At 63.0% G+C, this 11,984-nt stretch carries 13 protein-coding genes; 9 read left to right on the top strand and 4 right to left on the bottom strand.

The window, feature by feature from the left end; all coding sequences use genetic code 11:
* From I8N66_RS32405 to I8N66_RS32370, 8 genes are all read left to right on the top strand, one after another.
* Positions 1 to 457, top strand: a 457-nt coding sequence (locus tag I8N66_RS32405; RefSeq protein ID WP_291163112.1) for a substrate-binding domain-containing protein, incomplete at its 5' end; no start/stop codon positions are given.
* 69 nt (positions 458 to 526) lie between these two features.
* Positions 527 to 1,318 carry an ATP-binding cassette domain-containing protein gene (locus tag I8N66_RS32400; RefSeq protein ID WP_113538640.1) on the top strand — a complete coding sequence of 264 codons (792 nt, stop codon included), beginning with the start codon at positions 527 to 529 and terminating at the stop codon, positions 1,316 to 1,318.
* 89 nt (positions 1,319 to 1,407) lie between these two features.
* Positions 1,408 to 2,328 (top strand): ABC transporter permease, encoded by a 921-nt coding sequence (locus I8N66_RS32395; RefSeq protein ID WP_291163114.1) that lies wholly within the window; start codon positions 1,408 to 1,410, stop codon positions 2,326 to 2,328.
* A gap of 1 nt (position 2,329) precedes the next feature.
* The gene (locus I8N66_RS32390; protein ID WP_291163109.1) at positions 2,330 to 3,421 is read left to right on the top strand and encodes a phosphotriesterase-related protein; all 1,092 of its coding nucleotides are present in this window, start codon (positions 2,330 to 2,332) and stop codon (positions 3,419 to 3,421) included.
* A gap of 33 nt (positions 3,422 to 3,454) precedes the next feature.
* Positions 3,455 to 4,222 (top strand): glutamine amidotransferase, encoded by a 768-nt coding sequence (locus tag I8N66_RS32385; RefSeq protein WP_113538600.1) that lies wholly within the window; start codon positions 3,455 to 3,457, stop codon positions 4,220 to 4,222.
* Positions 4,223 to 4,241: 19 nt separating this feature from the next.
* Positions 4,242 to 5,153, top strand: coding sequence for a PfkB family carbohydrate kinase (locus I8N66_RS32380; protein WP_291163107.1), 912 nt, complete (start codon positions 4,242 to 4,244; stop codon positions 5,151 to 5,153).
* 5 nt (positions 5,154 to 5,158) lie between these two features.
* Positions 5,159 to 5,992 (top strand): BtpA/SgcQ family protein, encoded by an 834-nt coding sequence (locus I8N66_RS32375; protein WP_113538641.1) that lies wholly within the window; start codon positions 5,159 to 5,161, stop codon positions 5,990 to 5,992.
* Positions 5,989 to 7,233, top strand: a complete 1,245-nt coding sequence (locus I8N66_RS32370; RefSeq protein ID WP_291163104.1) for a Zn-dependent hydrolase — start codon at positions 5,989 to 5,991, stop codon at positions 7,231 to 7,233. Before I8N66_RS32375 ends, I8N66_RS32370 begins: the two co-directional genes overlap by 4 nt.
* A gap of 193 nt (positions 7,234 to 7,426) precedes the next feature.
* On the opposite strand, the gene I8N66_RS32365 is transcribed toward I8N66_RS32370, so the two are convergent.
* From I8N66_RS32365 to I8N66_RS32350, 4 genes are read right to left on the bottom strand one after another with little or no spacing between them, the layout of a single operon-like run.
* Positions 7,427 to 8,167, bottom strand: coding sequence for an ABC transporter permease subunit (locus I8N66_RS32365; protein ID WP_291163101.1), 741 nt, complete (start codon positions 8,165 to 8,167; stop codon positions 7,427 to 7,429).
* A 2-nt stretch (positions 8,168 to 8,169) separates the two neighbouring features.
* The gene (locus I8N66_RS32360) at positions 8,170 to 8,880 is read right to left on the bottom strand and encodes an ABC transporter permease subunit (protein WP_291163099.1); all 711 of its coding nucleotides are present in this window, start codon (positions 8,878 to 8,880) and stop codon (positions 8,170 to 8,172) included.
* The gene (locus I8N66_RS32355) at positions 8,880 to 9,713 is read right to left on the bottom strand and encodes a transporter substrate-binding domain-containing protein (RefSeq protein WP_291163089.1); all 834 of its coding nucleotides are present in this window, start codon (positions 9,711 to 9,713) and stop codon (positions 8,880 to 8,882) included. The genes I8N66_RS32360 and I8N66_RS32355 overlap by 1 nt, the downstream gene beginning before the upstream one ends.
* A gap of 32 nt (positions 9,714 to 9,745) precedes the next feature.
* Positions 9,746 to 11,140 (bottom strand): M20 family metallopeptidase, encoded by a 1,395-nt coding sequence (locus I8N66_RS32350; protein WP_291163086.1) that lies wholly within the window; start codon positions 11,138 to 11,140, stop codon positions 9,746 to 9,748.
* 102 nt (positions 11,141 to 11,242) lie between these two features.
* Here I8N66_RS32350 and I8N66_RS32345 point away from each other — a divergent pair.
* Positions 11,243 to 11,984 (top strand): LysR family transcriptional regulator (locus tag I8N66_RS32345; RefSeq protein ID WP_291163083.1); only part of this gene is annotated, 742 nt, incomplete at its 3' end.

The raw sequence follows: 11,984 nt of genomic DNA, 5'->3' as shown, positions 1-11,984 counted from the left end.
CAACTCGTTCATTCAGAACCAGCGCCTCGACGGCTTCAAGGCAGCCGTAACGGAAGGCGGCCAGAAGGTCGAATTCCTGAACACCGTCGACGGGCAGAACGTGCAGGACGTGGCGCTCTCGGCCGCCGAAAACCTGATGACCGCAAACCCGGACATGACGGCGCTTTATGCCACCGGTGAGCCGGCGCTGCTGGGCGCGGTCTCCGCCGTCGCCAGCCAGGGACGGCAGGACTCCATCAAGGTATTCGGCTGGGACCTCACCAAGTCGGCGATCGACGGCATCGACCAGGGCTTCGTCACTGCCGTTATCCAGCAGGATCCGGCCGGTGAAGGCAAGGCCGCCGTCGAAGCACTCGTCAAGGTGAAGAAGGGCGAGACGATCGACCCGATCATCAACGTTCCGGTCACCATCGTGACCAAGGCGAACGTCGACGCCTATCGCGACATGTTCAAGTAAGCCGAAGTGTCACCGCTTCCCGGCCTCAAGAAGGGTCGGGGAGCCGGATTTTCTGCAAGGGCCATGAACATGACCGACACGCATGTCAGCCGCGTCCGTATGACCGGCATATCCAAGCGCTATGGCGCGCTGCAATCGCTCGACAATGTCGCGCTCAACCTCATGCCGGGCGAAGTCCTCGGCCTCGTCGGCGACAACGGGGCGGGCAAGTCAACCGTCAGCAAAGTGCTCTCCGGCGCCGTCATTCCGGATACCGGCACCATCGAGATCGACGGCAAGCACGTCTCCTTCACCTCTCCCGCCGATGCACGCGCGGCACGCATCGAAATGGTCTACCAGGACCTCGCGCTTTGCGACACGATCGACGTTGCCGGCAATCTCTTCCTCGGTCGCGAACCGAAAAGGCGGGTTGCGGGCGTGCCGATGCTCGACAAGAAGCTCATGCATGAGCGGGCGCGCGACATGCTCTCCAATCTGGGCATCGTCATTCCCGATACCCGCATGAAGGTGGAGAACCTGTCCGGTGGCCAGCGCCAGTCGATCGCGATCGGTCGCGCGGCGTCCTTCAACCCCTCGGTGCTCATCATGGACGAGCCTACGGCGGCCCTGGCCGTCGCCGAGGTGGAAGCGGTGCTGGAACTGATCCGTACCGTGTCGAAGCGTGGCGTCTCGGTTATCCTCATCACCCACCGCCTGCAGGATCTCTTCCTGGTCTGCGACCGCATCCAGGTGATGTACGAGGGGCGCAACGTCGCCGAGCGGCGGATCGAGGACACCAACATCGAGGAAGTCGTCAATCTCATCGTCGGGCGCAAGTTTGCCGCCCGGTCCGCAGGTCACAGCCAGGAGCGAGGCGCATGAGTTCGTCCGAATCCAACACCTATTCCGGCCATCCGCCGCGCCTGCGCGAAGCAACGCTTCTGGATCGGATTATCGCGAATGGCGGCGTCATGTCGATCGCGCTGTTCTTCATTGTCTGCTGCCTGTTCTTTTCGATCGCGACCGACGCCTTCCTGACGGCGCCGAACCTTCTGAACGTCATCCGCCAGTCCGCGCCGCTGCTGATCGTTGCGGCGGCAAAGACCTTCGTCATCACCACCGGGGGCATCGACCTCTCGGTCGGCTCGGTGCTGGCGCTTTCGGCGACACTTTCGGCGGCCGCGCTACAGGCCGGCATCCCCTGGCCGCTTGCCATCCTGCTGATGCTCCTGCTCGGCGCCGTGGTCGGCATCATCCAGGGCTATTTCATTGCCTATGAACGCATCCCCGCCTTCATCGTCACGCTCGCCGGCCTCTCGGTCATCCGCGGCTTCGCGCTGCTGATCACCGGCGGCTATTCGATCCCGATCGATCCGGCGAGCCCCTTCGTGGCGCTTGGCAGGGCCTGGGTACTGGGCATTCCGGCGCCGGCGCTGATCGCGATCGTCGCGCTGATCGTCGCGTACATCGCCTTCAACGAAACCCATTTTGGCCGCTACGTCACCGGTGTCGGCGCCAATGCGGAGGCAACCCGCCGGGCCGGCGTCAACACCCGGCGGATCATCCTCTGGGTCTATGTTCTCTCCGGCACGGCGGCCGCTGCCGCGGGCGTCATCCTTTCTGCCCGTCTCGGGTCAGGTTCGTCGAATGCGGGGCAGGGCTTCGAACTCGACGTCATCGCCGCCGTGGTGCTTGGTGGCACCAGCCTCTTCGGCGGCCGTGGCTCGCTTGTCGGCACGGTCCTCGGCGCACTGACCGTCGCGGTGCTGGCGAACGGCTTGATCCTGTCGCATCTCTCGCCGTTCTTCACGCCGATCGTGACCGGCCTCATCATCCTCGTGGCGATCTGGCTCAACTTCCGCCTCTTCCGTGGCGGGGCGAGGGGGCGCTAAGATGTTCGACCACCTTTTTGCCGATACCCCGAAGACCCGCCATCCGATTGGCGTGCGCTCCGGAACGGCGATGACGGTCACCGGCCCCGTCCCGGTTGACGAACTCGGCGTGACGCTCATGCACGAGCATGTCTTTCTCGACGGCACGCGCAGCTGGATCTGCCCCTGCCATCCGGACGAAAAGGCAATCGCCGAACAGAGGGTCTCGATCGAGATCATCGGCGAGCTGCGCATGAACCCCTATATGAACCGGGACAACGTCTCGCTCGACGACGGCGACCTGGCGCTGAGCGAATTGAAGCGCTTCCAGGCGCTCGGTGGCTGCACGCTGGTGGAAACCACGAACTTCGGCATCGGTCGTGATGCGGAAGGGCTTGCTCGCATCGCCCGCATGTCGGGGCTGCGCATCATCATGGGCACCGGCTTCTACCTCGAACATACCCATCCCGAATGGCTTAGGGCCATGGATGTGGAAGAGGTGACGCAGTTCATCGTCGACGACGTCGGCGGCGGCGAAAACCAGCCGGAGATCATGGCCGGCATCATCGGCGAGATCGGCGTCAGCCGCCACTTCACCGCCGAGGAGGAAAAGTCGCTGCGTGCCGCGGCGCGGGCGGCACGCATCACCGGCCTGCCGCTGTCGATCCACCTGCCGGGCTGGGAGCGTCTCGCCCATCGCGTGCTCGACGTGGTGGAGGAGGAGGGTGCCGATCCGGCGCACACCGTGCTCTGCCACATGAACCCGAGCCACAACGATCTCGATTACCAGAAGGCGCTCGCACGGCGCGGCGCCTTCCTGGAATACGACATGATCGGCATGGACTACTACTACGCCGACCAGGACGCGCAGTCGCCCTCGGACGAGGAGAATGCCCGCGCCATTGCCGCGTTGATCGACAGTGGCCATGCCGACCGGCTGCTTTTGTCGCAGGATGTCTTCCTCAAGATCATGCTCACCCGCTATGGCGGCTTCGGCTACGGCTACATCCTGAAGCACTTCCTGCCGCGGCTGCAGCGCCATGGCGTCGATCGGGCAGCGATCGACCGGATGCTCGTCGCCAATCCCCGATCCGTCTTTTCCGCCGCGGCCTGAGCCCGCCGGCCCCATTGTTTGAAGGAGATACCAATGACCAAGAAGAAAGTTCTGCTCGCCGGCGAATCCTGGGTTTCGACGGCGACCCACATCAAGGGTTTCGACCAGTTTCCGACCGTCACCTATCACACCGGTGCCGATGAACTGCTGAAGGCTTTGAAGGATAGCCCCTTCGATGTCAGCTTCATGCCGGCGCACGAGGCGCAGCGCGACTTCCCGAACACGATCGAGGGCCTTGAGGCCTATGACGCGATCGTCCTCTCGGACATCGGCGCCAACACGCTGCTGCTCCATCCGGACACCTGGATCCACTCGCGCCGCACACCGAACCGGTTGAAACTGCTGCGCGACTATGTGGCCAATGGCGGCGCGCTGCTGATGTTCGGCGGGTACTATTCCTTCCAGGGCATCAACGGCGGCGCCCGCTTCCGCAACACGCCGGTCGAAGAGGTCCTGCCGGTTGCGTGCCTGCCGATGGACGACCGTGTCGAGGTGCCGGAGGGCTTTACGCCCGTCGTTTCGGGCGATGCGTCACACCCGATCCTTTCGGGCGTTTCCGGCGAGTTCCCCTATCTGCTCGGCTTCAACGAAGTCACGCTCAAGGACGGCGCCAACCAGCTGATGACGGTTTCTTCCGACTATGGCTCGTTGCCGCTGCTCGTGACCGGAACCTACGGCCGCGGCCGCACGGTGGTCTGGACGTCCGATGTCGGTCCGCACTGGCTGCCGCCGGAATTCATCGCCTGGCCCGGCTACAAGACGCTGTTTGCCCAGATGCTCGCCTGGGCCACGGACAACTAGGCGTCTTTCGGAGCTCTCCATGGCCATTCATGTCGTCGGCAACCTGTGCGTCGATACGAGCTTTCGCCTGGAACGGCTGCCGGCGCCGGGCGAAACGTTGAACGCGTCGGCTGCCGGCGAAGGGCCTGGGGGTAAAGGCGTCAACCAGGCCGTTGCCGCCGCGCGCACCGGCGCGGCGGTCACGCTGTGGGCACCGGTCGGCAACGACGCGGCGAGCGGCTGGATGGAGACGCGTGTCGCCGCGGAAATCCCCGCGCGACACCTTCATCGGCTTGCGATGCCCTGCGACCGGTCGGTGATCATGATCGACCGCCATGGCGAAAACGCCATCGTTACCGCAGCCGCCTGCGCGCAAGCCTTCGATCCGCTTGCGATGACGACGCTTCGACAGACATGGTTGGTGGACGACATCCTGCTGATGCAGGGAAACCTGCAGCCGGCAGTGACGGCGACCTGCCTTGCCGCTGCCAGGGCGGACGGGCTGTTCACAATCCTCAATCCGAGCCCGCTGTCCACAGATCCTCTCGATCTGGCGGCAGTTTCGCTCGTCGTCGTCAACCGGCCTGAGGCCGCGGCGCTGACCACCGAGACGGAACCGGAGAACGCCGTGCGGCGATTGCTGGCCATGGGTGCGGGCAGCGCCATCGTCACGCTTGGCAATGCCGGCGCACTGGTGCTCGAAGCCCCGTCCGCGCCGGCCATGCACCTGCCGGCGGGCAGGGCCGAAGCGCTGGACACCAGCGGTGCCGGAGATTGTTTTACCGGTGTGCTTGCCGGGCTTCTGGCGCGCGGAGCGCAGCTCCCCGATGCAGCCAGAATTGCAACTGAAGCGGCCGGTATCGCGGTCGAGCGGCCCGGCACGCTCGCTTCCTTTCCGAGCCGGGCGGAACTTGCCGCCCTCACCAAGACATTGAAACTGGAAAACGTGTGATCGCCATGAGCAACCCCATCGGACGTCAGGACAAGAACATACTGAAGGCGCTCTTCGGGCGCGACAAGCCGGTGATCGGCGTGGTGCATCTGCTGCCGCTGCCGGGCGCCCCGCGCTACGATGACGAAGGCGTGGAGGCGATCTACGAACGCGGGCTTTCGGACGCGCGCGCCTACCTTGCCGGCGGATGTGATGCCCTGATCGTCGAGAACCACGGCGATGTGCCTTTCGCCAAGCCCGATGATATCGGTCATGAGACGTCGACCCACATGGCCGTGATTGCCGATCGCATCCGTCGCGAGCTTGGTCGGCCGATCGGCATCAACGTCCTCGCCAATGCGGCGATCCCGGCGCTGGCCATCGCCTCGGCATCCTCCGCCTCCTTCATTCGCGTCAACCAATGGGCCAATGCCTACGTGGCCAACGAAGGCTTCGTCGAGGGCGAGGCAGCCCGTGCCATGCGATACCGCGCCCAGCTTCGCGCCCGCGGCATCCGCATTTTTGCCGATGCCCATGTCAAGCATGGCGCCCATGCCATCGTCGCCGACCGGCCGGTGGAGGAGCAGGTCAAGGATCTCGTCTTCTTCGATGCTGACGTGGTCATCGCAACCGGCCAGCGGACGGGGCATGCCGCCGATCTCGACTATATCAGCATGATCAAGGAGGCGGGTTCGCTCCCGACACTGGTCGGAAGCGGCGTCACCCATGACAATGCCAACGATATCTTAGGCGTTGCCGATGGCGTCATCATCGCCAGCGCCCTCAAATATGATGGTGTGTGGTGGAACGCCGTCGATCCCGACCGGGTCAAGCGTTTCATTGCAGGTCTCGGCCGATGAATGCCACGCCTGCGGTCAACATCGGGCGGTTGCTGCAGTCCGTTGCCGAGTTTGCGGCGATCGGCGCGACGCCGGCGGGCGGCGTCAACCGGCCGGCACTGAGCGCGAAAGACCGCGCCGCTCGTCGGCTGCTTGCCGAACGCGCCTGGGCGCGGGGATTTTCGGTGTTTCAGGACGAGGCCGCCAATCTCTTCATCCGGCGTGAGGGCCGCGACGCGGCGCTGGCGCCGCTTCTCATCGGTAGCCATCTCGATAGCCAGCCGACGGGAGGTCGCTTCGACGGCGCGCTTGGTACGCTCAGCGCGTTCGAGGTGCTCGAAGCGCTTGCCGATGCCGATCTGAAAACGGAGCGGGCGATCGAGGTCGTCGCCTTTACCAATGAAGAGGGAAGCCGGTTCTCGCCGGGGTGCATGGGCTCCATGGCTTTCGCCGGCGCGGGAGCCGTTGCAGACTGGAGCGACGCGCAGGCGACCGATGGCAGGCTCCTTGCCGATGAACTCGCCGAAACGCTTCGGGCGATGCCAGAAGCCGAGGTGCGGCCAGCCGGGCACGCAATCGCGGCCTTCGTGGAACTGCATATCGAGCAGGGCCCCATTCTCGAGCGTGAGGAGATCCCGATCGGTATCGTCACCGCCGTGCAGGGTACGAAGTGGCTGGAGATTACCTTTTCGGGTGAGGCGGCCCATGCCGGGACTACACCACTCGAATTCCGGCGGGATCCGATGGCGGCGGCCGCCGCTGCGATTGCGCGCATTCAGGACGATGTCATGCCCTGCGATCCCCAGGCGCGCCTGACGGTCGGGCGCATCACGGCTGAGCCGGGTTCGATCAATGTCATACCGGGGCGAGTTACGTTCACCATCGATATCCGCCATCCGGACGCCGAAGCGCTTGCCGCGATTGAGCAGCGTGTGACGCTTGAATGCCGCGCCGCAGGCGCGCGGCGGAATTGCGAGACCTCGATCCAGCTGCGCGTGGACATGCCGCCGGGCCGGTTTGCCCCACGCGTGACGGCGGCGATTGAAGATACGTGTCGCGCTCTTGGGATAGCCAGGCGCCCAATGGTATCCGGTGCTTTCCACGACGCCCTGTTCGTTAGTCGTGTCGCGCCGTCCGCGATGATCTTTGTGCCATGCAGGAACGGTATCAGCCACAATGAGGCTGAGTTCGTATCGGACGAGCACATCCTGATCGGCGCTCGCACTCTGCTGGGGGTTGCGCAAAGGCTGGCGGCAGAGTGACCCCGTTGGGCGCCAGAGTGTCACCGCAGCTCTCTTCAGGAACATATGATCATCCCAGTCGCTGCCCCGCTCGTTGTGCGCAGCTTGGGCGTCATCAGCGCCGCGTACCTTAGCCGTTCCTCTTTTCAGAGCGAACGAGCGCCGGTTCGGTACCCCTCAAGTGCGTCGAGTTCTGAATACGCGTGGCTTCAACTCATGCATCCGCTGGTCTTACTTCGGCCTTTCGCTTTCCGCCGCGCTGATGCCCAAGCGGCCGCTCGTGTGGTGGGGCAAGGTAGATTTCCAACAAACGCAATCCGAAGATCAGTGCCGAGTTGATGACCAGATATATGGCGGCGACCATGCAGAATACCTGGATGACGGCGAAGGTCTCGCTCATCAGATCCTTTGCTACACCGGTCAGTTCCATCACCGTGATGGTACTGGCAAGCGACGTCGCCTTGAGCGTCACGACGATCTCGTTGCTGTAGGCGGGCAAGGCGCGCCTCACAGCGATCGGAGCGGTGACGAGGAAAAAGACCTTGAGCGGCGACAGTCCGAGCGCGCGTGCCGCCTCGATCGCGCCTTTGGGCACGGCGGCCAGGCCACCGCGCATCACTTCGGCCGTATACGCGCCCGAACAAAGGCTCATGGCGATCACCGCACAGGCGAAAGGTTCCCGCAACAGGATCCATGCTGGACTTTGGCGCAGCCACGCGAACTGGCTGAGACCATAATAGAGGACGAAGATCTGAACCAGCAGCGGCGTGGAGCGGAACGCTAGAACATAGGCTGATGCGATAGCCCGAAGAAACCCATGACGCGAAGCACGCGCCCATGTGGCAATACCCGCGAGGATAAAACCAAGTGGAAGAGTTGCTGCCGCCAGCGCCAGCGTGACCCAGATTGCGCCAGCCAGTTCGCTCGCTACGTGGAGTGTCGTTTCGAAATCCATGATCAGCCCCAACGCATTCTGTTCTCGACGGCGATGAACGCACGCGAGGATACGGCGACGAGAACGAAATAAATGACAGCCGCGGCCCCGTAAAAGACGAAGGGTTGTCCGGTCGTGCGCCCCGCGAGGCCGACGACCCGCATGAGCTCGGCCACGGAGATCACGGAAAGCAGTGTCGTCTCCTTGATGGCCATGATCCAGACATTGCCGAGGCCCGGCAGAGCCTGCCGGAACATTTGCGGCATGATGACCAAACAAAGTCCCGGAAACGGACGAAGGCCGAGCGCGGCGAAAGCCTCGAACTGCCCGGCAGGAATTGTGCCGTGCGCGCCGCGGAACACTTCGGAACTATAGGATGCCGAGACGAGGGTGACAGCCATCACACCAACCGTAAACGCATCTATCTCGATGTAGCCGGTGTAGCCGAAGCCACGCGCGACCCACATCAGTGCTCCATTGGTTCCGAAAAAGAGAAGGAAAATGACGAGCAAGGGAGGCACCCCGCGCACCACCGTCGTATAGAGATTGGCTGCGCTCGCGATCCATCGATTGTTTCCGAGCTTCGCCAGAGCAATCGCAAACCCAAGGGCGACACCGAGAATGTAGCCGAGGCTCGCGCAGGCTATGGTGACGCCGAGGCCGAACAGGAGCGGCCTGGACCAGCCCTGATCGCCCCAGGCCAGCATTTGAAGAATGGACGCGTCCGCAGCCATCAAAAATCCCCGCAGATCTTCGGGTCGGCTTTTGTCGAGATGTCGAAGCCAAACCATTGCTGCGAGATCCGCGTGACTTCGCCGTCTTTCTTCAGTTGGCAAAGGGCCACGTCCCAAGCTTTTCGAAGCTCCTCGGTATCCTTGCGCATCAGTCCGCCGACACCGACGCCGAGATAGTCGAACTGCTCGAAATCAAGATTGGGGGACAGGATCTCGACCGTTTCGCCTTGCGACGAACCCGTGAGCGCTATCCATGGTGAACGCCCCGCAAGCGCCGCGTCAATCCTTCCAGCCAATAGGTCGAGATTGAGGCTGTCCTGATTGTCATAGAGACGGACGTCAACCTCGCCCTTGAGCTCATTGTCCATGAACTTTTGACTTTGCGTGCCGGATTGAACGCCGATCGTCTTGCCGATGAGTGCCTTCTTGAGTTCGGCCCAGGAGCTTTTCGCGTTCAGGCCAGAGCTTTTGGCGGCGGCAAAATTGATCGGCAGGTTGCCGTAGCTCTGCGTGAAGGCAAGGCGTTTCTGCCTCTCCGGGGTGATCGATATCCCGCCGACCAGAATGTCATATTTGCCCTGCTCGAGAGCCGGGATCTGCCCTTCCCAGGGCTGGGCGGTGAAGCGGCAATTGCGCTGCATTCGCTCACAGACGAGCTTCGCCAGCTCGATATCGAATCCGGTCAGCTCTCCCGCTGGCGTCATCGAGGTCCAGGGCAGATAGCCGCCATCCGTTCCGATGCGCACTTCAGGCAAATCGTCAGCCGAGGCCGGCGCTGCAAACAATGCTGCAAGCGCCAAGGCTGCGAGCCATTCCGTCCATTTTCCATTCATGATTGTCCCCCTTTTGATTTGTGTTGGCAGGCTTAAAGGCGTTCGGGCCGGTCGTCCGTGCCGAGGTCCCAGAACAGACCTGCCATGATGGCAAGACCCTCGGCGACGAGTGGCGCCAGTAGGTGTTCGTCCGGCGCGTGCTGGCAGCATCCGGAGTAGGAATGCGGCACCCAGACCGTTGGAATTCCGAGCAGATCTGCGAAGCAATCGTTCGGTAAAGAGCCTCCGGCATTCGGCAGAATTGTCGGTTCCACCCCCGTCGTCCGTTGAACGGATGCGGCCGCCCAGCGCATCAGGGGATGCTCGGGATCAAGGCGTGTGGCGCCCCATTCCAGTTCCGTGGCCTTTGGAACGACGGCGACATTGCCGAAGCCGTTTTCATCAAGATAGGCGCGAATTGTCTGCATGAAGCCGGTGGGGTCGGTGTCAACCGTGTAGCGGATCTGCAGTCGTGCTGTTGCACGGGGTGGTATGGCATTGATCGGTTGAACCGGTGTGCCTGCCGTCATTGCCAATACCTCAAGGGCCGTCCAGCCGAAGACGCGCTGCGATGGTGTCAGCCCGGGTTCGCCCCACCAGCCATCGTGTTCCGGGCCGCCATCTTCGGCCTGAAGCTCAATTCGGCCGAGTGCGGCCATCACGCCTGGAGGAACGTCAACAGGCAGAATTCCTCGAACATTGATTTGACCTGTCGCCGACACCAGGCTGGAGATGGCGTTGGCGAGGATCACGGCCGGGTTGGCAATCAGACCGCCCCAATTGCCGGAATGATGTGCGCCGGCCCTGAGATCGCAGATCAGATCGAAATCAACGGTTCCACGGGTGCCGCCATCAAGTGTCGCGCGGTCGCGGGCCAGGCGAGGTCCGTCCGATGCGATCAGCCAATCGGCCTTGAGCTTCGAACGATGTTCCGAGCAAATCTGGTGGAGTCCCGCCGAACCAGTCTCTTCGGAAGTTTCGATAAGCACCACGACGTTGAAGCCGAGGGATCCGCGCGTTGCCAGAACGGCTTCCAGAGCCAGCATCACGATTGTGTGCTGGCCCTTGTTATCGGCGGTACCGCGGCCGTAGAGGCGGTCGCCCTCGACACTCACGCGCCAGGGATCACGGCCATCCGACCACGTGCCTTCCATGCCAGCCACCACGTCCGCATGTCCGTAGACCAGCAGCGTCGGCAGATGTCCGGCCTCGTTGCGCCTTGCGATCAGCAGCGGCCCGCCTCGAGGGTCCGGATTGTCCAGAACGTCGCCGGTAAAGCCGAGTTTTGCGAGATCCTGTCTGAACTCGTTTACATAGCGCAGGCATTCCGGCCGCCGTACGGGGTTCTGGCTCTCGGTCGCGATTGCGACGCGCCGAGTCAGATCAGCCAGGAAGCGGCCGTTGGCCAGATAGGCGACTGCGGTGGCTATAGATTGATCCCTAGACATAATCCTGCTCATTCATTGCGTTGACAGCACGATGTCATGCGGAAGAATATGCAAGCAAACCAAAAGTTCTCTCCGTTACCATTAGCCAGATTGAGTCTCGACATGGCCCGTCACTTGCCGCCTCTGCCCGCACTGCGCGCTTTCGAAGCCGCAGCGCGCCATCTGAGCTTCGCCAGGGCGGCTGGTGAGCTGAACGTGACCCCCGGCGCAGTTAGTCATCACATGAAGCAGCTCGAAGAGTGGGTCGGTGGACCGCTGTTTGAACGGCGTGCCAATGGCGTGGGATTGACAGAGACCGGCAGGGTTTTTGCAACGCGCCTCGGTGCGATCTTCGATCAACTCACCGCCGTCGGCGCTGCGGCGCGTCTGCCTGGCGGGCTCAGCACCGTCACCGTCCGTTGCCAGTTCTCACTCGCAACGAAGTGGCTCGCGCCTCGCATTGGCACGTTTCGCAAGGCCCATCCGGACATCTCCGTTTCTGTCATGGCTCTGCCGCACCGGTGGAGCGCCAGGGAGCCGGATCCGGATCTTGCGATCTATCATGGCCGTGGAACGATTCCGGGTGTCCGACAGGACACGCTGATCAGTGGCAGCCTGATTGTCGTCGGTTCGCCCGACTTGGCGGGCACGCTGCCGCCCGCGTCGACGCCCGCTGACCTGCTGTCTCGGCCCCTGATCAAGGTGGATTATGCCGAGCCGGGGTGGCACGACGAGGGGTGGGAAGCATGGTTTGCTGCAACCGGGTTTGGGCATCTCGAACTGCGGTCAACCCTGTCGTTTAATCTGGTGCACCTTGCGATCGAAGCCTGTCTGTCGGGCGCCGGATTCGCTCTAGTTCCAGATT

Origin of the sequence: Ensifer sp. SSB1, assembly GCF_016652895.1 — a bacterium.
Classification (GTDB): Bacteria; Pseudomonadota; Alphaproteobacteria; order Rhizobiales; family Rhizobiaceae; genus Ensifer.
Note: the sequence above shows the minus strand (reverse complement) of the source record. Positions and strands in the feature narration are given on the sequence as shown.